21 protein-coding genes are annotated in these 22295 nt (G+C 55.7%); 13 read left to right on the top strand and 8 right to left on the bottom strand.

The genetic code is table 11. From position 1 onward, the window contains the following. Positions 1 to 18 precede the first annotated feature (18 nt). The 9 genes from fmt to BC777_RS08980 all read left to right on the top strand — a co-directional run bounded on the left by fmt (position 19) and on the right by BC777_RS08980 (position 9155). Positions 19 to 918: a methionyl-tRNA formyltransferase gene (gene fmt / locus BC777_RS09020; RefSeq protein ID WP_100367731.1), complete on the top strand. Its 900-nt coding sequence runs from the start codon at positions 19 to 21 to the stop codon at positions 916 to 918. A gap of 151 nt (positions 919 to 1069) precedes the next feature. Next, a complete protein-coding gene (locus BC777_RS09015; RefSeq protein WP_168769116.1) occupies positions 1070 to 1867 on the top strand; it encodes a L,D-transpeptidase in 798 nt (265 codons plus the stop codon). Between the two features lie 129 nt (positions 1868 to 1996). Then, complete coding sequence (locus BC777_RS09010; RefSeq protein WP_100367730.1) at positions 1997 to 3076, top strand: hypothetical protein; 1080 nt, start codon at positions 1997 to 1999, stop codon at positions 3074 to 3076. Positions 3077 to 3277: 201 nt separating this feature from the next. Further along, a complete protein-coding gene (locus BC777_RS09005; protein ID WP_100367729.1) occupies positions 3278 to 4399 on the top strand; it encodes a hypothetical protein in 1122 nt (373 codons plus the stop codon). A 121-nt stretch (positions 4400 to 4520) separates the two neighbouring features. Beyond that, a complete protein-coding gene (locus tag BC777_RS09000; RefSeq protein WP_100367728.1) occupies positions 4521 to 6464 on the top strand; it encodes an AAA family ATPase in 1944 nt (647 codons plus the stop codon). Continuing rightward, positions 6464 to 6808 carry a hypothetical protein gene (locus BC777_RS08995; RefSeq protein ID WP_100367727.1) on the top strand — a complete coding sequence of 115 codons (345 nt, stop codon included), beginning with the start codon at positions 6464 to 6466 and terminating at the stop codon, positions 6806 to 6808. The genes BC777_RS09000 and BC777_RS08995 overlap by 1 nt, the downstream gene beginning before the upstream one ends. A 1-nt stretch (position 6809) precedes the next feature. Further along, on the top strand, positions 6810 to 8162 hold the full coding sequence (locus tag BC777_RS08990) for a DUF6638 family protein (protein WP_100367726.1): 1353 nt from the start codon (positions 6810 to 6812) through the stop codon (positions 8160 to 8162). Beyond that, the gene (locus tag BC777_RS08985) at positions 8162 to 8437 is read left to right on the top strand and encodes a hypothetical protein (protein ID WP_100367725.1); all 276 of its coding nucleotides are present in this window, start codon (positions 8162 to 8164) and stop codon (positions 8435 to 8437) included. Before BC777_RS08990 ends, BC777_RS08985 begins: the two co-directional genes overlap by 1 nt. 10 nt (positions 8438 to 8447) lie before the next feature. Continuing rightward, the gene (locus BC777_RS08980; protein ID WP_100367724.1) at positions 8448 to 9155 is read left to right on the top strand and encodes a DUF1523 family protein; all 708 of its coding nucleotides are present in this window, start codon (positions 8448 to 8450) and stop codon (positions 9153 to 9155) included. 65 nt (positions 9156 to 9220) lie between these two features. On the opposite strand, the gene BC777_RS08975 is transcribed toward BC777_RS08980, so the two are convergent. From BC777_RS08975 to BC777_RS08960, 4 genes are all read right to left on the bottom strand, one after another. After that, the gene (locus tag BC777_RS08975) at positions 9221 to 11539 is read right to left on the bottom strand and encodes an aldehyde dehydrogenase family protein (protein ID WP_100367723.1); all 2319 of its coding nucleotides are present in this window, start codon (positions 11537 to 11539) and stop codon (positions 9221 to 9223) included. Beyond that, on the bottom strand, positions 11536 to 11814 hold the full coding sequence (locus BC777_RS08970) for a hypothetical protein (RefSeq protein WP_100367722.1): 279 nt from the start codon (positions 11812 to 11814) through the stop codon (positions 11536 to 11538). Before BC777_RS08970 ends, BC777_RS08975 begins: the two co-directional genes overlap by 4 nt. Before the next feature lie 52 nt (positions 11815 to 11866). After that, a complete protein-coding gene (gene deoC, locus BC777_RS08965) occupies positions 11867 to 12862 on the bottom strand; it encodes a deoxyribose-phosphate aldolase (RefSeq protein WP_211095344.1) in 996 nt (331 codons plus the stop codon). A gap of 106 nt (positions 12863 to 12968) precedes the next feature. Then, on the bottom strand, positions 12969 to 13802 hold the full coding sequence (locus tag BC777_RS08960; RefSeq protein ID WP_100367721.1) for a helix-turn-helix transcriptional regulator: 834 nt from the start codon (positions 13800 to 13802) through the stop codon (positions 12969 to 12971). A 203-nt stretch (positions 13803 to 14005) separates the two neighbouring features. Between BC777_RS08960 and rpe the strand changes: the two genes are divergently transcribed. The 4 genes from rpe to BC777_RS08940 all read left to right on the top strand — a co-directional run bounded on the left by rpe (position 14006) and on the right by BC777_RS08940 (position 17805). Beyond that, on the top strand, positions 14006 to 14689 hold the full coding sequence (gene rpe / locus BC777_RS08955) for a ribulose-phosphate 3-epimerase (RefSeq protein WP_100367720.1): 684 nt from the start codon (positions 14006 to 14008) through the stop codon (positions 14687 to 14689). A 91-nt stretch (positions 14690 to 14780) separates the two neighbouring features. Next, the gene (locus BC777_RS08950) at positions 14781 to 16217 is read left to right on the top strand and encodes a DUF4153 domain-containing protein (RefSeq protein WP_100367719.1); all 1437 of its coding nucleotides are present in this window, start codon (positions 14781 to 14783) and stop codon (positions 16215 to 16217) included. Beyond that, positions 16214 to 16894 carry a response regulator transcription factor gene (locus tag BC777_RS08945; protein WP_100367718.1) on the top strand — a complete coding sequence of 227 codons (681 nt, stop codon included), beginning with the start codon at positions 16214 to 16216 and terminating at the stop codon, positions 16892 to 16894. Before BC777_RS08950 ends, BC777_RS08945 begins: the two co-directional genes overlap by 4 nt. Next, a complete protein-coding gene (locus BC777_RS08940; protein WP_100367717.1) occupies positions 16879 to 17805 on the top strand; it encodes an ATP-binding protein in 927 nt (308 codons plus the stop codon). The genes BC777_RS08945 and BC777_RS08940 overlap by 16 nt, the downstream gene beginning before the upstream one ends. A gap of 58 nt (positions 17806 to 17863) precedes the next feature. On the opposite strand, the gene bhcD is transcribed toward BC777_RS08940, so the two are convergent. The 4 genes from bhcD to bhcA form a co-directional block, all read right to left on the bottom strand. Beyond that, entirely contained in the window at positions 17864 to 18829 is a 966-nt protein-coding gene (gene bhcD, locus BC777_RS08935; protein WP_100367716.1) for an iminosuccinate reductase BhcD, read from the bottom strand. 85 nt (positions 18830 to 18914) lie between these two features. After that, positions 18915 to 20078, bottom strand: a complete 1164-nt coding sequence (gene bhcC, locus BC777_RS08930) for a 3-hydroxy-D-aspartate aldolase BhcC (protein ID WP_100367715.1) — start codon at positions 20076 to 20078, stop codon at positions 18915 to 18917. A 12-nt stretch (positions 20079 to 20090) separates the two neighbouring features. Continuing rightward, entirely contained in the window at positions 20091 to 21077 is a 987-nt protein-coding gene (gene bhcB / locus BC777_RS08925) for a beta-hydroxyaspartate dehydratase BhcB (protein WP_100367714.1), read from the bottom strand. Then, positions 21077 to 22267: an L-aspartate--glyoxylate aminotransferase BhcA gene (bhcA, locus tag BC777_RS08920; RefSeq protein ID WP_100368075.1), complete on the bottom strand. Its 1191-nt coding sequence runs from the start codon at positions 22265 to 22267 to the stop codon at positions 21077 to 21079. Before bhcA ends, bhcB begins: the two co-directional genes overlap by 1 nt. Between the last annotated feature and the right edge of the window lie 28 nt (positions 22268 to 22295).

Genomic DNA, 22295 nt, shown 5'->3' with positions numbered 1-22295 from the left:
CAAAGAAAGACGAGGGCCATGCGTGTAATCTTTATGGGAACACCTGACTTTTCGGTGCCGGTTTTGGACGCTTTGATCGAAGCAGGTCATGAGGTAGTGGCTGTTTACTGCCAACCGCCCCGTCCGGCTGGCCGCGGCAAGAAGGATCGCCCATCGCCCGTGCAATTACGCGCAGAAGCGCTGGGGTTGGCAGTGCGCTATCCTGTGTCGCTGAAAGGTGAGGCAGAGCAGGCCGATTTTGCCGCGTTGGAGGCGGATGTTGCCGTTGTCGTGGCCTATGGGTTGATTTTGCCGCAGGCGATTTTGGATGCGCCCCGGCTGGGGTGTCTCAATATTCACGCATCCCTTTTGCCGCGTTGGCGCGGGGCAGCACCTATTCATCGCGCGATCATGGCGGGTGATGCGCAAACAGGTGTTTGCATTATGCAGATGGAGGCGGGTCTGGACACCGGACCTGTTCTGCAGCGTGAGGCGACCCCGATCGGAGCGGAAGAAACGACGGGGCAATTGCATGACAGGTTGTCGGCGATGGGCGCGCGGCTGGTTGTACAAACCTTGGGCGCACTGGCCTCACTGAAGCCTGAGCCGCAGCCGGATGAAGGTGTCACCTATGCTGCCAAGATCGACAAGGCAGAGGCCCGTGTTGATTGGACGAAGCCAGCCGCCGAGGTGAGCCGGTTGATCCGCGGCTTGTCGCCTTTTCCCGGTGCCTGGTGTGATGTGGCCGGTGAGCGGGTGAAACTGCTGGGCGCAAGGGTTGTGAATGGGACTGGTGCGCCGGGGCGAGTGTTGGCAGGTTTCACGATTGTTTGCGGGGATGGTGCTATCGAGGTGACGCAGGCACAGCGCGCTGGCAAGAAAGCGATGCCTGCATATGAGGTCCTCAAAGGGCTTGCGCTGGGCGCGACTGTTGGCTGATCGCCGTGATAGACACAGACAGCAATACGGGCTCAGCCTGACCTGCCCGATTGTTACGTTTTTGAAAATAATTGCGAAAATCCGCCGGATCGTCATTTTATCTATGTCGATCAGGATGCTATCAGGAGATTCGAAAATTCAGAGGTGCGCGATGTCGCCAGTTAATCAGATCTCTCGCCGTGCGTTTGCGGCAATGACTTTGGCCAGCACTGCAGCGGCCTGTGCGCCGCGTGTCCCGGCCACGGACATCAGCCCACCGCCTGCGCCGGTTTCATTCGTCGAAGGCTATGGTCCGCTAGAGGATGCAGGATATGTGCTACCCGGTATTCCGTCGGAGTATCTACAAGGCGTGAACCGCCGTGCGACGGGGATTTACAATGGCGAAGCACGGCCAAATACGCTTGATGTCGATCCTTATGCCAAGTTCCTGTACCATGTGCGCAAAGATGGCACGACCACCCGTTATCCTGTTGGCGTTGGCCGGGCAGGCCGATCGATCCGCGGCACGACAACCATGAAGTTCATGCGCCAATGGCCGGGGTGGACGCCGACGCAAAACATGCTTCGCACCGAGCCAGAGGTTTACGGCCCGTTCCGTGCAGGCATTCCCGGTGGTTTGCGCAGCCCATTGGGTGCCCGCGCGCTGTATCTGTTCCGGGGCAGCCGTGACACGCATTACCGCATTCACGGAACCAACGATCTTGAATCTATCGGAAATTCGGGATCTGCGGGCTGCATCCGCATGTTCAATCAAGACGTCATCCATCTGTATAATCAGATCGAGGCCCCGATGCAGGTGATCATCCGGTCGCCCGAAGAATCCATGCGTGTTGATCCTGAGAACTTTGGCCGGGGGGTTGAACTGCCGCCGAAAATCATTTCGGCAGAGGAGCTTTTGGGCGAAGAAGCCATCGCCAATGACCGTCCGCCGCAGTTCGACGACGTATAAACCCTTTTCTTTATGAGCCGACCCGGTCAAACTTCGGCCTGAGACGGCTTGCTTGCGCATGCCTGGCGTTGAAATTTAGGACAGCAGTACTTACGTACCTGTTACCAAAGAAAAAATGAGGGATGGTATATGGCGAATTTTGAGACACAGATTAAGGAAAGCCAGGCACAGGTGGCCGAGGCGCAAAGCAAAATCTCAGAGCTGACCAGCCGGATTGAAGTGGCGCGTACGAAAATGGCGGAAGGCACTGATATCGCTGTCGATATCGAGAATGCCAGCCTTGAGGATGTGCACGCCCATACCGAGCTGATGAACGCCAATATTGCTGAATTGATCATGGGTCTTGATGACGTCACATCCGCCTTTTCCAAAGATTTTGACGAGATGCGGACGAAGACGGGCATGGAAAGCCTGATCGGGTTTTTCAGCAAAGCCAAAGCCGACAGCATGCGGCAGGAACGCATGCGCACGGCCTCGATCGACGACAAATTGCAGGATTTGATCAGCAAGTCCGATGTGATCATGCAGTTGCTGGAAGGCCAGTTGGCGGTGCTGAATGAACAAAAGGTCAGTGTGGAAAAGAACCTTGGCGGGACGCTGGAAGAGCGTGAGGCGACCGTGGGTGAATTGGAAGCACTGCGCGCCGAGATTCTGGGCATGGACCCAAAGATCATTGAGCTTGAGAACAAGATTTCGGTCGAACAGGATGCCGCGGCCCGCACCAAACTGGAAACCGAATTGGCGGCCTTGAACGGCAAGTACAATGAGATGGTTCAGAATGAGCAGGTGCAGCTCGCCAAATCGCAAACGCTCGAGCGTTATATCGAGAAGGGCAAAACCTGGATCGACAGTTTGCAGAACCAAGCGGCGACGCAGATGGTGCTGATCAACAAACTGCAGACAGATACCAAGCAGCGTGTGGTCCTCTATGATGCTTTGTCGAAGTCTTTGAAGACAGCGCAGCAACAGGATGTGGCGCACCAGATCAACGAGATTGGTGTGAAGACGGACCAAGAGGCGCAGTCTGCCATGGCCGCGATTGGGTCTGCCACCAACGCGCGGATGGCGGATATGCTGGAGGCGCATGAGGACCATATGGTCTTTGCCCGCGAGGTGCTGGAGCAGAAGGCGAAGGCTGATGAACGCTTTGTGCGCCGGTTCCAGGAGATCGTGAAGAAGCACGACAGCAATCAGTATGGGGCTGAGTGATTAAGGTGAGTCTTTGGGGGAGACCTCATTCGTTCAAGGAGTGGGCCGCTCAGTGCGTCGTGGCTTCGCTAATCGTGTTGGTAATTATCGCCGTGAATCCCGACCGGTTTAAATCTTGGTTATTACTGCTAGCCGCGGTTTTGATATCATCGTTGCTTGGAATGCTGATACGCGGTGATAATTCTCGACCGAAAGAGTCTGATGACCGCACCTGACCTCCAAGCAGATCACATGAAACTGGAAGATACCCGTGTCACGCGCCGGTATTTTGACAAGTTTGCTCGCATCACCGGCTATCTGACTAAGGTGGCCGCCACGATGGAGGCAGAGGGCCGCTTTGATCGTAAAGAGATTGAGGTGATGGCACGCTATCTGATTGGTCTCAATTGGACCTTCACGGCGCTGGCGCATAAGTATCATTTCGCGGGGCGCTTTGCGCATTCCGGTAAGCTGACCTTTGATCGCCGGGAAAGCGGGTTTCCGGTCTATCAAGAACTTTTGGAGATGGCGAATGACGCCCAGCAGGCCGAGCGGCATCTGGACACGCAACCGAGTGCGGGTGATCTGAAGGATCAGATGGTGCGGGTAATCCTGAGCGAACAGGAAATCCCGACGAAGCTGCAATATGCGCTGTCGCAACGGCTTTATTATGAAGAGCTGTCGCGGGGCGATCAGTTTTGGGCGCGCAATGATCCGCAGTGCCTGTGGCTGGGCAATGACGCAGATCGCCGTCGGTTTTTGGTGCATTGGGCGGTCTATGACAGTCAGGTGAACCTGCCCACGATCTATCTGATGGAATTGGAAGATACCGCGCGCACCGGGTTGCCGAAGGATGAGCATCGCTGGCCGGAAGCGCAGGCGCATTTGATGGCGCAGTCGTTGGCGCATTTGAAGTTGCTGACCATCGCCAAAGGGTTCGATGAGGATTTCGACGATCTGCACCCGACCCGTCTGCGCCGCTTTCATATCGGGCCGATGTATAGCAACGCGTTCACCCGTCAAGTGGGGCCATTGCGCGATGTCTTGCGCGATGCGAATGCGCCTGTGGGTGAGGATTGGGCCTTGGTCTGGACCGAGGAAGAGCTGGTGTCGGACCGCGTGGAGAACGTGAAATCGGGGTGGTTTGGGTCGGTGGAGCGGCAAATCTTTGCGCTCGACCCTTTTGAGGGCGGTGGCGCTGAGACCGGGGCCACGCGGATGGAGCGGTGTTTGATTATGCCTGAACGCCCCTACCAAGCTTTGGCAGAGCGTAACCCGGTAGGTTTTCGCGATGTGCGCAAGTTTGTGGTGAGCGATACGGGCCGTGTGTTGAGTTATAAATAAGGTGGGTCAAGACCCACCTTACGGGATGGCGCTGTCGGGTGTTTGACAGCCAAATGGTGCATTAAGAGGCAAAATCAGGAGCCTCCGGCGGGAGTTTTCTGGCCAAGATGAAGAGGAAGCAATGAGTCAATCAAGCGATCAAATGGAGCTGCGTGAGGAAGATATTCGCAAGCACTATATTCCTGCCGCCGAGATGTTGATGCATCTGGATCATGCGCCGCGTTTGGCCAAAGCGCGCCTGTCGCTGGAGAGCCCGGAGAAGTCGCCGGATGTTATTGCGACCCGCCGTAGGTTTCGGTCGACCACGCCGGGGCTGTTGTCGCGTACCTCTGCCCCGTCAGGTGGGGTGCGGTTGTTGGACCGGATTGCAGAGACGGATGATGATGATCCGCTGACTTCACCTGCGCAGGCGGCTGTGGCCCATGCCTTGCGTCGCGCGTTGTCGATTGCTTTGACGGTGGCGGATGAATTTTCGGATCAGACAGCTTTGACGGAGTTGAAGCGGATCAATTTGGAAGGGCGATTGCCGCAGGACCGGTCCGTTGAGTTTAGCGAATATCTGACGGCTGAGTCTTTGGTGGCGCTTTATACCTTTGCCAATGCGACGTCGTTTTTGCTGGCGACACAGGCGGGTGAACAAAGTGTGGATGTGGGTTCTGTAGACGAGGTTCTGACGGACAATGCGCCGCTCGCTCTGCATGGTGCGATTTGGGAGTTGGATCAGAAGCTGGGACAGTTTGCCAAGGATGAGCAGACGCTGATTGCGACGATGCTGGCCTACGCAGAGCAGTTGATGGAGAAGGTGGCGCTACGCGCCTCGACCGCTGGGCGATTGGCGTCTTTCAATGCTGCATCCTGGCGTGTTGAGGCGGATGATTTTGTGGTGCAGGGCTTTACCCCGGCGCGCAAAGCCAAGGGCTCTGCCCTGACGATGACCTTTAAGAAACCCAATGAGGTCGTGGGTAACCACATTGCCAAATATCAGGCGATGAAGCTGTCCAAGATGCTGATGGCCTATGATTTTGACCGCAAGTTGAACCCCTTTGCGGAATTGGGTGGGTTTATCTTTACCTTTATGGGGGATGGTGCGCCTGGCACCGGTAAGACCACGCTTATTCAGATGATGGCTGGGCTGGTGAATGAATACTGCCAGACCGCTGGGTATCCGTTTCGCTATCAGAACCTGTCGACCGATAATATTGATAGCTATCAGGGTAAGTCGGGACAGAATGCGAAGGCTTTTATCAATAATGTGCTTGATCCCGGTGTGATCGGCTTTGGCACAATTGATGATATTGATCAGCTGGCAGGCAAGCGCGGGGATCGGCAGTCGTCGGCGGGGCAGTTGGAGATTACTGCTGTGCTGATGGAGAGTTTTGCAGGTGCAAATACCGTTGTTCGCGGGAACTGCACCTTTGGCATGTTTTCGAACTATCCGGAGAACGTAGATGATGCATTACGCCAGCGGGCCGGTGCGCGTTTCTTGGTCGATGGGCCGCAGACGCGCGAGGATTATATCGACATACTTTACCTGTTGATGGGCAAGAACCACGATATCCCTGTGGGTGCGCATGAGGTATTCAGCGCGCAAGAGATCAAAAAGGCAGTTGCGGCCAGCTTCGAGAGTCACGCGCGACCGCATGAAGAAGGGCTGCAAAGGGTCTTTGAGCAGATACATAGCCAAATCGGTGATCTGAATACGATTGCAAAGCTGGGAACCTATCTGAAAGGAATTCAGGAGGCAGATTCGCGCTTTACCGGCCGTGCTATCAAGAACATCACCGATGCGGTGAAAGTGCGGGCCATGGATTTCGAATTGCCTGATGAATGGATGGAAGAGCCGGACCTGTTCCTGTTCAAGGATTATGACACCAAAAAAGGTATGATATCTGAGCTGCGCCAGCCGATCACGGTCGAAATGGTGATCCAGGAAATCAATCGCTATGCCGATAGTGAATTCCGCTATGCGGATAAGTCGGATGAAGTGGCGATTGAGAATATGGTGCGCGATTTTGGCCGTCAGGAGATTGCCAAGAAGCGGTTTTTAGAGGGGAAAGGCGGATAGTGAGCGCGCTGTTTTCAGATGCGCTGTTCTTGCCGGCGCTTATGTTGGCCATCTTAGGCTTTGCTGTGCCGCGCTTTCTGGCACGCGTACTGCCGGAAGGGGTCGGCCCATTGATGTTGAATGCGTTTCTGTCGACCGTCCTCTTGTTTGCCTTATCTGCGTCTTTCTTCTTTGGCCTCTATTTGTGGCAAGGTCTCAGCGTCGCTGAAATCGTTGCGCCGGGTGCTGCCAGCAGCATTGCGTTTTTTGGGCGCTTGGGCCTGATTGCCGCAATCATCTGGGCACCGATCATGCTTTTGTCGGTCGCTGGCCTGCCGCGCAAATGGGTGAAGGAGACGTGGTAGAATGCATCGGTTGATCGAAAAAGGATTGATGTTTGGTAACTTGATCCGGGTGGACTCTCCGATTTTGGTGGAACGGTATAATCGTGCGTTGAAGCATCTTACAGGCAAAGAAACAGCGCAAAAAGTGTTTCATATTGATATTTCTGGATATTCCCCAGAGATTGGAGATGAGTTGGATGACGACCTTTATCTGAACCACAAGGGCGTGAACCGGCAGTTTATCTTGCTAACGACCGAGCAGGCAACGGCCCCGCTTTTGAATGCGAAGTTTTCAACCTCACGCGGTATTCTGCGTCAGTTCATTGAAGAAAACCGGACCGAGCTTTTTGCATTGACGGCCCGTGATGCGGTGGCGGGTGAACTGGTGAATTCGGTTTATGTCGCGGATACGCCCGCGAGGCTTTTTGATATGCGCAAAATCGCCATTGAGGCGGATACGACAAGCGGGACGGTCGCAACGGCCAAGAAGTTGGGCGAGATGATTGATCGCTTCAAGACCGAACCTGATGGGTGGTATGACGATGTGCTGATCGCGGATATGATCGGGATGGCAAAGAAAACAGGTGATGTGGTGCGTAACCCTGTGGCCTTGCGCCAGATGTCATTTGGACAAGAAAATTTTTGGACCGATCATTTTGGCGGCATGTATGTGTTTCGCGGCGTGGACCACCCTGCCGCGATTGTGGCACGTGACAAAAAGGACATTGGTGAACTACCCATTCCGTTTGTTTTCGATCTGAACGATCGTTCAGCCATTGCAAAGTTCCTGGCGCTGAATGATCTGGTTGAGCCGATCCTTGAAGCCCGCGGCGTGGACTCAGCGGCGATCCTGCATCAGAAAATGGATTTTATCGTGGCCTCGGTTGCTGCGGAGATGAAAGAAGACTTAGCCGGTGCGACGCGCCGTGATCTGCGGCGGTTGGGGCGTCAATATGCCGACCAGTTGCCAGAGGCCTGGCAAGGGCTGGCGGCTCTCGTGCGCTGGGCTGAAGAGGATGGCCCTTGGCCGTCGATCACGTCAGAGCATGCGGCCTATTTCTACACACTGCGGGCTAAGGACCATCCGGACGCAGACCTTGTGAATATGTTGTTGGCCGAGCTGACACCGTTGGATATCCGTCAGTTGTTTATCTGCCACAAGGAAGTTTTTTATCGGGCCTATGCCGATTGGCCGGATGAAAAGCGCACTTATGTCGTTGATTTTCTTGACCGTGAATACCAAGTCGATAAGGCAGGAACGCGCGCAACACTGTTCGGGCATGAGGCCCCGATGACTGCGGTGCCGCGGGTCAGGCAGCCTGATCTGATATCGCGTGTGGGGCCGTGGGGTGCAGTGACGAGGGGGAGACGTTGATGGCATTTATCAAACTTGTGATCTTTGGGTTCATCGCGCTGACGGTGATTTATTTCTCAATCGCCATCTATTCCCGGTCTGTGCGCAAGGAGCGGCTTGAGGATGAATTTGATGCCGAACATCCCGAAGGTGGTGCCGCAGGCGCGCGCGATACATTCATCGCGGAAGGCATGCAGGACTATAATAACTCTATCCGGCCCAAGCTGATCGGTTTGGTTTATGTGGTGCCGACCGTTGTGATCGCCGCAATTGTCTATACCATCAACGCGAATTGAGGTTTTCGATATGCAACGCTTAAAAACGATCGTCAGAGTGCTGGTGCTATTATTGGCAGGATCATTCCTGCACTATGTTTTGCCCCAGCATGACATCGTGCAGATCAGTCAGGCAGAGCCGCGCCGCACCGATTTCGGGTCTTTCAACCGCTGGTTCTATGCCCAGGCGGATAGTGGCAGCACCGAGATGGAAAACCGGGATATCTTTTATATTTTTACCGAGAAGAAAGAGACGTTCCTGCTTGGTTTTATCCCGCGCGACAGTACCGAAACAATGGTCTATCGTAATGAGGACACAGGTTGGATTTGGCCACCATATTTCAAGTTTGACAGCTCGAATCTGCATGGCCAGGCCACGGCGCAAGCCCGCAGATTCACCGATAGCGCGGACGGCAACTGGGCTGTGATTACGCATTATGGCTGGCGCATTCCGTTTTTGTCCATCTTCCCGAATGCGGTAAATATCACCCCGGTAGAGAACCCCGATGTGCGGATCATTCCGTGGTTCAACATCTTTTTCTTTGTCTTCCTGATAGTGGCGATTGTCTTTATCCGGGCCGCTTGGCGGCAATTTCGCGAACGCTCGGTTGATCCGCTGCTTGATGCCGCAGGTCATCAGATTGATGAGGTTCAAGCCGATGTCGCCGAGCGCAAAGGCCGGGTCGGCCGTTGGCTGGGGACGTGGCGCGACAAGAACAAGAACCGTCCGATAAAGTAAGCGCTGCCAAGGGGCTTTATCCCCACCGCTTTACCGTCCGAGTTTCGGGATGAGGATAACGGGTCCTATTCGCCGTAAGGGATCCAGATATTTTTGATCTCGGTGCTAGCAGTGAGGTAATCTGCCGTTGATGGCACCATGGCCTTGCCGTTGTTCACCCAGGTCCGTTTGAGGTTGCCGGCGCTTGCCTTTTCGATAACAGCGCTCAGATCGCTGCTGGAAAAGGACCAGACCGCATCGATATCGAGGTGTTTGGCTAGCGTCGGAGCCAGCTCTGTGTGGCTGCCTGTGATGATGTTGACGACACCGGCTGGTACATCAGAGGTTTCCAAGACCTGATAAAAATCTGTTGCTGCCAGTGGGAAGGGTTCGCTTGCGGCGAGTATCACGCGGTTGCCCATCGCGATGGCGGCTGCCATGGTGCCAACCAGTCCGGCGAGAGGGGCAGCATCGTCGCAAAGGATACCGATGTTGCCGACCGGTTCTTTCATCGCCAAGGCGACACCCCGGATCGGCACGCCATGCGCCTGCCCGTCGTATTTGTCGGCCCATGCGGCGTAGGTGAAGAGTGTACGGATTGCGGTTTCCACCTCATCCGCGCCACTGCGTCCACCAGTCATCTGGTTGATGCGTGTGCCAAATTCATCAGCGCGGGCTGAGAGGTTTTCGGCAATATAGTAGAGGATTTGTGCGCGCAGGTGGCCTGTGGTTTTAGACCAGCCTTTGGCGGCATTGCAGGCCTCAACGGCGTTGCGGATGTCTTTGCGATTGGCGATGGACGCATGGCCCAGCAGTTTCCCGCGCGGGCTGTAGACAGGTTGCGAATAGCCACCGTCGGGGCGTGCTTGTTTCCCGCCGATGTAGAGTTTTGCGGTCCGGTCCAACGGATCGGCTGGGTGGCCGTCTTCGGTGGTGAAAGGGTCAATTTTCTTCAGAGACTTGGCCGTGCCTTTGGGTTTGGTGTAGCCTGTCAGCCCCTCCCAACCGCCTTCGCGCCCAAAGCCGCTTTCGCGCACACCGCCGAACCCAGCGGCGGCGTCCATCATATTCGTGCCATTTACCCAGACGATCCCGGCGGCTAGTTTGGGCGCGATATCGAGGGCAAGATTGATGTTTTCCGACCAGACTGAGGCCGCGAGCCCGAAGCGCGTGTTATTGGCGATTTCGACCGCCTCAATTGGTGTGCGAAAGGTGGTTGCGGCAAGGACAGGGCCAAAGATTTCTTCCTGCATCAGTGTTGATGCAGGGGAAAGACCTGTAATCAGTGTGGGCGGATAGAAACAGCCATCGGGCGCGCTGGTTTGATAGGTTTCGCCTTCGGTGTTGGCGCTGACCATCTTTGTGATCTGGTTCAGCTGTATGGGGTCCACTATGGCACCCACATCGATGCATTTGTCGAGCGGATCACCAATGCGCAGCCTGTCCATGCGGGCTTTGAGCTTGGTATAGAACCGATCGGCGATGCCTTCCTGCACCAACAGGCGTGACCCGGCACAGCAGACCTGGCCTTGGTTGAACCAGATCGCATCGACGAGGCCTTCGACAGCGCTATCGATATCAGCGTCTTCAAATACGATGTAAGGTGACTTGCCGCCCAGTTCGAGAGACAGCGCTTTGCCTGATCCGGCCGTCGCTTCACGGATTTTGCGGCCCACTTCTGTGGAGCCAGTGAACGCGATTTTGTCTACATCAGCGTTTACGAGGGCTGCCCCTGTTTCGCCATCGCCCGTGACGATGTTCACGACGCCGGGTGGCACGCCTGCCTCGGTGCAGATTTCGGCGAAGATCATAGCAGTCAGCGATGTGTATTCTGCGGGTTTGAGGATCACTGTGTTGCCCATCGCCAGTGCTGGCGCAATTTTCCATGCCAGCATCAGTAGCGGAAAGTTCCATGGGATGATCTGCCCGCAAACACCCAATGCCTCGCGCTCGGGCAGTTCCGATTTCATCAGTTGGGCAAAGCCAGCGTGATGATAGAAATGACGGATCGCGAGGGGCACGTCGATATCGCGGCTTTCGCGAATAGGTTTCCCGTTGTCGAGCGTTTCCATCACGGCTAGCAGGCGGCTGTGTTTCTGCATCAGGCGTGCGATAGCGTAGAGGACGCGTGCGCGCTTGTGGCCTGACTTGGCCCATCCGGGTTGCGCTTTGCGTGCGGCTGCGACTGCCGCGGCGATTTCTTCGGCAGTACCTTTGGTGACACCTGCCAGTTTTCCGCCCGTTGCCGGGTTGTTGGAGGGGAAATCATCCCGCAACGGCCCCCAAGTGCCATTGATATAGTGGCCTGCGATGCCGCCGCGATCTGCCAGCCATTTCAGTGCTTCGGCGCTGCTTTCCGGGGCGGGGCCGTAGTTCATGGTTTCGAAGATGTCTTTGATGGTCATTGATGGGCCTCTGGTGGCAGTGATACGCCAAGGGCATCCTCAATTTCTGTGATGGGATGAGAGCCGCTGCGGCCGATCCCGATCAGCAGTGCATGGGCTAGAATGGCGCTATGTTCGCCTTTGAGATTGCGGAATGTTTTCGAGTGATCAGCGCCTTTGACCAGGAACGCGCTTAGCGCATCTTCTAGGATGTCCGGCGTTTTGGCATTGTGCCAGTAATCTGGCCACGCCTGCGATGCCCAGTCAGTTAGACACCGTAGGTCGAAACGGACCATTCCAGCATCTCTGGAACGTAGTTTGCTTTCGAATCCATGAGAAAACATTGTGCTATCCAATCGCGTGTCGCCACGAGGCAGAGTAGGCCCCGGTGACATGATGTTCGAGTTGCCGTTCGATGTCGCCTAGCAACGACGATGCGCCAAAACGGAAAAGGTCGGGTTGCAGCCAGCGGTCGCCAAGTTCATCCTTGATCATGCTCAGGTAGACCAGCGCGTCTTTGGCCTTGCTGATCCCGCCCGCAGGTTTGTAGCCGACTTTGACGCCCGTCCGGTCCTCAAAGTCCCGGATCGCGCGGATCATGGTCAACGTGACGGGAAGCGTCGCGTTGACTGGCTCTTTGCCCGTTGATGTCTTGATGAAATCTGCGCCAGCCATCATGCAGACCAGTGATGCGCGGGCGACATTGCGCAGGGTACCAAGTTCGCCGGTGGCCAGGATTGCTTTGACATGGGCATCGCCACAAGCGGCCCGCATTTCGCGCATTTCATCATAGAGCGCCTGCCAATTTCCGGTCAGCACATGGCGGCGACTAATCACGATATCGATCTCCGCCGCACCTGCCGCAACGCTCTCGCCGATTTCGGCGATGCGCAGGTGGAAGGGGGACAGCCCAGCCGGAAAGCCGGTGGAGACTGCCGCAACAGGTATATTCGTCCCTTGCAGCGCATCGACAGCCGTTGCCACCATGTCGTGATAAACGCAGATCGCACCTGTAGTCAGGCCTTCCATGCCTAAAGCCTCTAGGATTGGTTGGGCCACAGGTTGGCGCGCCTTGGCGCATAATCGGCGCACGCGCCCTTCGCTGTCGTCACCTGAAAGCGTGGTTAGATCCATCAGGCTGATCGCTTTGCACAACCATGCCGCTTGATAGTCTTTTTTGACGCTCCGCCTGCCGGGCAGCGTTTTGGCGCGCCGTTCAATGGCGGATGTGTTGGCCTGCACGGCCATTACCCAATCTAGGTCGAGCGGCATGCCGTCGTTGCGCGGAAAATGAACTTGCGGCAGCTGGGTCGCTGTCAAACTGGGGGATTGGGTGGTCTGCAAGGGGGCCTCCTGCGGTGCCGGTGAAGGGTGGCACTTTGGCGCAGTCTTGGCAAGTTTTGACTATTTGGTCAAATAAGATATGCTTTGCCGTTGCGTTGGGCTGACCCTAGGAGGGCTGCACCACCTGCCGCTGGAACTTTTGCCGATATTGAAGGGGGGTGATCCCATACGCTTTGCGAAAGAGCTTGTGGAAATGCGACATGTTCGGAATGCCGCAATCTGCAGCAATATCACTGATGGCTTCGTTGTCGGTGGTCAGGACACGGGCGGCGTGCTGCATGCGGATGTTGTTGACATAGTCTGAGGGTGTCTGCCCCAGATGCTTGCGCATCATCCGGCTGACATGGGGGTGTGCCTTGCCAGTGATCGCGACAAGCCCGGCCGAGCCATCGCGGAAAATGTCAGGCGATCTGGCGGCAGTGCAAGCGTTGGTAAGCCATTGGGGGACATCACGGGCAAAGGTCTCTGCCGTCAGCTCAGCACAGAGCGGCAGCAAAAACGCTTCGGCGGCCAGCGTATCACAGGGGCTGTTTTCCAGTTGAACAGCGGCATGGTTCAGGGCGGCCAGTTGCCGGATGTCCATGTGGATTTGCACAGGCGCGCCTGTTGACCAAAACAAATGCCCTTTGACGCTGGGGTGGCGTTTGGCAAGCGCCTTTACGGTTGCCGGGTGAATACAGAGCGAGACAACAAGCGCATGTTCGCCGCGTCCTTGAAGTGCGTGCTTATGGCCGGGACGCAGGAAAACCACGTTGCCTTCGTTCAAAGTCTTGGTCTTGTCGGGCAGGTGATGAACGACACGGCCGTTTTGCACCCAAAACAATTCGTAAAAGTCGTGATCATGCAGTGATTTTGGCCGTGTTGGTGCCAAGGTTGCGCGCGTCAGGCGCACCTGTGTGCCTTCTGTCAGAATGCCTGCATGGTGAAGTGTCTGCGCCATGGGATCAAAATAGCACAGTCGTTTCTGCGCTGCAGCACCTAAATTTTTGACGCTTCACGATCCTGCGTCTTGTGGCAATTTCCTGCCGTTAAACGCAACGTTGCATTGCTGCGTATGCGGCTTTTGCCAAGCATGACAGATCAACGTGACAATCCACCGCTCACAAGTTATGGCCTGCGCAAGCCAACCAAATGAGGTGTTCCATGGGTTTTGACCGCTCTATCAAGATTGCCCCCTCTATCCTCTCTGCTGATTTTGCCAATTTCGGCGCGGAATGCGAAGCGATTGAAGCGCAGGGTGCCGATTGGGTCCATGTCGATGTTATGGATGGGCATTTCGTGCCGAATATCACCTTTGGTCCTGCGACCTGTGCGGCGATACGACCGCATATCAAGGGTGTCATGGATGTCCATCTGATGATTGCCCCGGTTGATCCCTATATCGAAGGGTTTGCAAAGGCTGGTGCAGATATCATTACCGCCCACGTGGAGGCAGGCCCACATATTCATCGTACTTTACAAGCGATCCGCGGGGCAGGGGCAAAGGCCGGTGTCGCATTGAACCCCGGCACGCCCGCTACTGCAATAGACACACTGCTTGACATGGTTGATTTGGTCTGTGTGATGACGGTGAACCCCGGTTTTGGCGGGCAGAAGTTCATTCACAGTCAGGTAGACAAGGTGCGTGATCTGCGTGCGATGATCGGTGACCGTCCCATTCATATCGAAATCGACGGCGGTGTTGATCCGACGACAGCACCTTTGGTGGCTGCGGCGGGGGCTGATGTTCTTGTGGCGGGTTCTGCCGTGTTTCGCGGCGGTTCGGTGACCGATCCGACGCCATACGGTGAAAACATTCGCGCGATCCGGGCTGCTGCTGGCCGCTAGGCCTGTCTGCACAAAACCTGCACATTTGCCCAAGCGTCTTTGCACGGCACAGACTTAGACCCTTTCTCAACAAGAGTAGAAAGGGACAGATATGGTTGTGCGAGGTGTGCCGCATCGGATTGTGAAAGATGCGTGGTGGTTGGACGATGCTGATCCACCGAAAGGGGTTCGGGCGGGACCTGTATTGATCCTGGCGCTACTACTTGCTGATGTGCTGATCTGGGGGTTTCGTCCCGGCCTTGGCCTTGCTGTGTGGTTGTTTGCGGTAGCCACCGCGATTTTGTTGACCATTGTGCGGACGCTTACATTTGATCGCTTTCTCAAAGCGGTTGCAGTTTTGGTGGTCACAACACTTCCTTTAATAGAAGTCGTCCAGTTCGGCACCATCGTGATCGCTGTTCATGGATTGTTGATATTCGGTGTCATGGTCACTGTTGAGCGCTGGGAGGCGGTAAACCTATGGCGTGCCGCAATACGCATCCCCGGTTATGGGTTGGTTCAGACGATCCGCGATGGTTTGGCGATGCGCGTTTCGGTCCCGTCAAAGGGAAGTTTTCAAGAGGCTCTTTTTGACTGGGCTTTGCCAGTGGGGATCGGTGGTGTCTTCTTGGTTCTTTTTGCCGCCGCGAACCCGCTTGTTGACCAGTGGTTGCTGTCCTTTACCCAGATCGACACAAGTTTTCTGCCTCGTATAGAACGTGTGATGTTCTGGGGCTTCATCGCGTTGGCGATCTGGCCGCTGCTGCGGCTGACGACGATGATGCCTGCGTTGACCAAAGCCAAGTCAAACCGTCTGCGTGGTCTACGCTCAGGATTTTTAACCGAGCGGTCGGTGGGCCGCGCGCTTGTCGTCTTTAACCTGATCTTTCTTGTGCAAACGACCCTTGATCTTGGTTATCTTTGGGGTGGTTTCGCATTGCCCGAAGGCATGACATATGCGGAATATGCCCATCGGGGGGCCTATCCGTTGTTGGTGACGGCCTTGCTTGCCGGGGTATTTGCCTTGTTGGCCCAGCCGTATCTGGGGATAGGGTCCGGCGTGCGTCGGTTGCTCTACTTTTGGATCGCACAAAACGTGATCCTGGTCATCTCGTCCATTCTCCGTCTCGATCTTTATGTCGATGTCTATGGGCTGACGCGTTTGCGGTTTGCAGCCTTTGTCTGGATGGTCGTGGTCGCCCTGGGGCTGGTTTTGATCATCATGCAGTTGATCGGGCGGCACTCGGTTGGCTGGTTTTTGCAAAGGGCCTTTGGTCTTGGGGTGCTTGCGATTTACCTTTGCAATCTGGTCAACATCGACGGTTACATTGCCCGTCATAACCTCGCTGATGATCGCGACAATGACTACTACCTTTGTGGGCTAAGCGAAGGGGCTGCCCCCGCAATTCGCGCCCATCAGCTGACAATAGGCACGGAAATTTGCGACCCATATCGCGTTCAGGTGTCCCAGCGTGACGATTGGCGCGAATGGGGCTACCGTAATGCGCGCCTGCACCGTAGTTTGGCCACGATGGAGATTGAGCAATGATCCTTGTGGCTGAAGATGACGCGCAAATCCGCGATGTGGTGCGGATTGCGCTGACCCAAGCGGGGTTTGGTGTGGCGGAGGCCAGCGAAGGGCGTGAAGCGTTGGAGAAGGCAGAAAGCCTGCGGCCTGATCTGATCGTCCTCGATATCGGCATGCCAGAGATGGACGGGCTGGAGGTGTGCCGCACCCTGCGCAAAACATCCGAAGTCCCTATCCTGTTTCTGACCGCCCGCGCGGATGAGATTGACCGCGTTGTTGGGTTGGAATTGGGGGCGGATGACTATGTGTCCAAACCGTTTTCACCGCGTGAACTGGTGGCCCGCGTACGTGCGATCCTCAAGCGTAGCAATGGCGAAATATCCGAACAGGTGGTGTTGCGGCGCGGGATTGTCAGCGTCGATCCGGCGCGCCATCTATGTCATGTCAACGATGCGGCGGTCACCCTGACCTCGCGCGAGATGGATTTGTTGGAGCGTCTGATTGCCCGTCCGGACCATGTGATGTCACGCCCGCAACTTGTCGATGCGATCTATGGGACGAATGTGAACGTCAGCGACCGGACGATGGACAGCCATTTGCGCAATTTACGCAGCAAACTGTCCAAGGCAGGGTGTGGTGACGCAATTGAGACCGTTCATGGCGTCGGCATCAGGATGGGCGCATGTCGCGGCGCGTGACGGCCAAATGGCGGCCCCCTTTGGCATTGGTACTGGGGGGGACGCTGGCAGCGGTGTTCTGTCTGCCGCTGATCGGGATCGGGTATTTTCGGGTCGCGGGCGGCGTCCTGGGCTGGGCCGAAACGTCCTGGATGATTGGCTGGATGGCTTTCTTTGCAACGGTCATTCTTGGTGCGCTATTGTGGCGGTTGGTCTTGCGACCAGTGCGCGCGTTGACCGCTTATGCTGAGAATGAGGGTGAAACCGCAGAACCCACACATTTTGGTACACCAGAGTTTTCGCAATTGGGGCAGGCCGTATTGGAAATGACGTCGGCCCTGCGTGGGCGCGAGGCGGTTTTGCGGTCCTATGCGGATCATGTGACGCATGAATTGAAATCCCCGCTGACGGTGATCCAAGGGGCGGCGGAGCTGTTGGAAAACCCTGATCTAAGTGACGCGGATCGGTCAAAGCTGTTACAGGGGATCACCGACAATACCCGCCGGATGGAAGCACTTTTGGACAGCCAGCGTGCACTGGCCCAAGCGCAGGAGGTCATTCCGGCGGGAGATTGCCGTTTGTCGGATGTGTTGGCTGGTGTTGAGGGGGCAGTCGTCGTCACAGATGGCGATATTCCCTTGCCGCGCGAGGTGATGGATCTGGTTGTTACTCATCTTGCCGGGAATGCGCTGGCGCATGGTGCGACGGTGGTATCTTTTGATTTTCAGTGCGTGCGGTTGCTGATCTCTGACAATGGTTCGGGCATTAGTGACGGTAACCGAGAGCGGATATTTGATCCTTTCTTTACGACGCGTCGGGCAGAAGGTGGCACGGGCATGGGCCTGCCCATTGTGCGGCGCATGTTGCAAAGCCAAGGCGCTGATATCCAGCTGCTGGATGGCCCGACGGCTGTGTTCGAAATCCGGTTCTGAGCCATGAAAAAGCCCCCAACCCTTTCGGGTGGGGGCATGCGCGTTCGCGTGTGTGGTTTCAGAATTCCACGATTGTCGCGATCCCTTTTTCGACCGCGAGATCGACGATGGATGACGCGACGGCGAGGTCTTGCAAACCGACCCCCGTGCCATCAAAGAGCGTGATCTCATCATCCGATGTTCGGCCCGGATGTGTGCCGTTGATCACTGCGCCCAATTCATTCACATCACTTTGCTGGATCAACCCTGCGGCTATAGCGTGCTGCGCCTCGCCGATGCTGATGGATTGCGCAACTTCATCCGTGAAGACAGTGGTTTGCGCCAGCAGTGCGGCTTCAACCTCTTGCTTGCCTTTGGTGTCGGTGCCCATGCAGGCGATATGGGTGCCGGGTGCGATATGATTAGCCATGATCGTGGGCGCAAAGGTCGAAGTAATCGAAATCACGACATCAGCCTCAACTAGACCGTCCAGTTCCACGGCCTCAAACGGCACGCCAGCTTCATCTGCCACCTTTTCGATGTTGGGTAACATTTCAGGGTGGTAGTTCCATCCGATCACCTTTTCGAATTCACGCTGCTCAAGGGCAGCGCGCAATTGGAACGTCGCCTGATGGCCCGCGCCGACCATGCCCATAACCTTCGCATCCTTCCGAGCCAAATGCTTGATCGAAACCGAGGAGGCCGCCGCTGTGCGCAGTGCTGTCAGCAGGTTACCCCCCACCATCGCCTTGACCTTTCCTGTGTCGGGATCAAACAAAAACACCGTCGACTGATGGTTGATCTCACCATGTTTCTCAAGGTTATTGGGCCAGTATCCCCCCGCCTTGAGGCCGAGCGCCATGCCTGTATTGTCAAACCCTCCTTTGAAGCCATAAAGCGCGTCTTCATATCCAATGGCTTCACGGATCACAGGAAAGTTGTAGGCGCTGCCTTTGGACATTGAGGCAAACACTTTTTCGACGGCGTCAAATGCATCGGCGCGCGTCAAAAGGCCCGCGATTTCTTTTTCGGGTACGACAATCATGGTCTTGGACTTTCTTTTGCGGCCGCTCATCCAGCCCGTGCGGGCTGTCTTCGCGATAAGCGACCGTTAGGGAGGGAAGAACGCGTCAGTAAGCTTTGCCACGGGCAGATACTGGCCACAGTGTTTCCACCTTGCCACCCCGCACACCAACGTACCAGTCATGTACATTGCAAGTCGGGTCGCAGTGACCGGGGACCAATTTCAGCTTGTCATTGACCTTCAGCGCGCCGTGTGGGTCAGCGACAACACCATGCTCATCAGAACACTTCACATATTCTACGTCAGTGCGGCCAAATATGGTTGGCAAGCCACTATCGACTGACTGCGCTTTCAGCCCTGCATCTACGATAGCTTTGTCTGCTTTCGCATGGCTCATCACGGAGGTCAGGATAAACAGCGCATTTTCCCACTCACCGCGGTCGATGCGGTTGCCGTCCTTGTCAAGGATACGGCCATAATCCGCGTCCATGAAGGCATAAGATCCGCACTGCAATTCATTGAATACACCAGAAGCGCTTTCAAAATAGTAGGACCCTGTGCCGCCACCGCCAACGATGTCGCTTTCGATCCCTTCGGCCTTTAGCATCTCAAGCGTTTCAGCGACCTGATCGATGGCCACTTGTGTTTTGCCCTGACGTTCTTCGTATGAATCGAGGTGCTGCATAGCGCCCTGATAGGCCTGAATGCCAGCGTATTTCAGTCCATCTGCTGCGTCGATGGCTTTTGCCAGATCCACAACCGGTTGACCGTATTGCACACCACAACGGCCCGCACCCACGTCGATTTCGACGAGGCATTCGATCTGGGTGCCATGCTTCATCGCAGCCGCCGACAGATCAGCCACATTGTCGATATCATCCACACAGCAGATCGCGCGTGCGCCCAGCTTTGGCAGGCGAGCCAAACGATCAATCTTTTCTGGCTGACGCACTTGGTTGGATACCAACACGTCTTTGATGCCGCCACGGGCGAAAACTTCGGCCTCGGAAACCTTTTGGCAGCAAACGCCGACCGATCCGCCCAGCTTTTCCTGCAACAGGGCTACATCGACAGATTTGTGCATTTTGCCGTGCACACGGTGGCGCATGCCGTGCGACTTCGCGAAATCGCCCATCTTCTTGATGTTGCGTTCCAGTGCATCCAGATCCAGCACAAGGCAGGGTGTCTGGATATCTGCTTCATCCATACCCGGCAGGGCGGGGACGTCATAGCCGACTTCGAGGTTCTTGAGGTTGCTCATATCGTTCATGGTTTTTCTCCCTTAACCTTGCATCCAAGGTAGTTTGTCGAGATCTACGTTGCCGCCAGTGACAATGACACCAACGCGTTTGCCTTTGAAAAAGTCTTTGTTCTTGATGATGACAGCCAGCGGCACAGCGCAGCTGGGTTCCATCACGATCTTCATGCGTTGCCATGTCAGCTTCATCGCATCGATGATTTCTTGCTCGGTCGCAGTGAAAATCTCGGACACATGGTTGCTGACAAAATGCCATGTCAGGTCTTTGAGCGGCACTTTCAGACCATCGGCCACAGTGACAGGCGCATCATCCGCTATGATATGACCCGCTTTGAAGCTGCGATAGGCATCATCGGCCTGCTCGGGTTCTGCTGCAATGATCTGCACGTCTGGGGCGATGTTGGACAAAGTCAGGCAAGTGCCTGAAATCATCCCGCCGCCACCGATAGGTGCGACCACCATATCAAGGTCGCCCCCGTGGTCTTCTTTCATCTGTTCCATCAGTTCTTTGCTGCAAGTTCCCTGACCCGCGACAACCCGTGGGTCATTATAAGGGTGTACGAAGTCCCCCCCTGTTTCAGCCTGCACACCAGCAAAGACTGTTTCGCGGGACGTTGTTGAGGGTTCGCATTCTGTGATGATCCCGCCATAGCCTTTCACCGCATCTTTCTTCGCTTGCGGCGCAGTGCGCGGCATAACGACATTGCAGGGGATGCCCCTGCGGCCTGCTGCATAAGACAGCGATAGAGCGTGGTTTCCTGACGAATGTGTGCAGACACCGTTCTTTGCGGCGTCGTCTGACAATCCAAATACGGCATTTGAGGCGCCGCGAACCTTGAAAGCACCGGCCTTTTGAAAGTTCTCACACTTAAAGAAAAGTTTGGCTCCGGTGAGGTTGTCCAAATACTCAGATGTTAAAACCGGTGTGCGGTGGATGTGGGGCTTGATGCGCTCATGCGCGTCCAACATATCTTGGTAGGTTGGAATGTAAAAATCGCTGTGGTCTTTCATTACGCTGCATCCTTGAGGCTTAGGCCAGTTGTCCCACGATAGTATTCCTGTGCTGCGGCAACGCCTGAACCGAGTTTGATATCAAGGCCAAGGTCCACCATGCACATTTCGGCGGTGGCGATCCCGGACAGGGCCATAACATCTGTCATGCTGCCCAGATGGCCGATGCGGAACACCTGGCCAGCGACCTCACCAAGGCCGACACCGAACGCGACGCCATATTTGTCTGCGGCATGCGCAACGATGTCAGTCGCGTTGAAGCCTTCGGGCGTTTTGATCGCACTTACGGTGTCAGAATACACGTCTGGCGTTGCTGCGCAAAGCCCTAAACCCCAAGCATCAACCGCCGCACGTACACCGGATGCGATCCGATTGTGACGCGCAAACACGTTATCGAGCCCTTCTTTCAAAAGCGTTTCTGTCGCCAGCAACAGCCCATTCATCAGACCCACAGCTGGCGTGTAAGGATAAGCATTTGCCTCGTAACCCTTTGTCATATCTGCGATGTCGAAGAAGGTACGCGGCAACCCGGCTGTCTTGCTTGCGTCCATCGCCCTTTGGCTGAACCCAACAATGGCAAGGCCCGCCGGTAACATAAAACCTTTCTGCGAACCTGTTACGGCAACATCTACGCCCCACTCCTCAAAGCGGAAATCCATTGACCCGATGGAACTGACGCCATCCACAAACAGCATCGCAGGGTGATTGGCCGCATCAAGAGCTTTACGTACCGCCGCAATGTCGGACTTCACACCGGTCGCGGTTTCATTATGCGTCGCCAGCACCGCTTTGATCTTGTGCTCTGTGTCAGCCATCAGGATTTCGGCATACCGCCCGGCTGGCAGGCCGTGACCCCATGGTGTCTCGACGATTTTCACGTTCAATTCGTGGCGCAGGCACATGTCGATCCATTTGTGGCTGAACATGCCGTTACGGGCCGCAAGAACTGTATCACCTGCTGAAAGCGTGTTGGTCAGCGCTGTTTCCCAACCGCCAGTACCGGTGGAGGGGAAGATGAAGACTTCAGCCGTTTCGGACTTCAAAATCTTCTGAACACCGGCACGTGCCGGATGCAGGATTTGCCCAAACAAAGGCGACCGGTGGTCAATTGTCGGCATATCGCAAGCCTTGCGAATAGCTTCGGGCATGTTCGTCGGGCCGGGAATAAATACGGGGTTTTGAAAGCTCATCGTCCAATCCTCCATTGGGTTAAGTCTT

Origin of the sequence: Yoonia maricola (genome assembly GCF_002797915.1) — a bacterium.
Classification (GTDB): Bacteria; Pseudomonadota; Alphaproteobacteria; order Rhodobacterales; family Rhodobacteraceae; genus Yoonia; species Yoonia maricola.
The sequence above is the reverse complement of the archived record's forward strand: the minus strand, read 5'-3'. Positions and strand labels throughout refer to the sequence as shown.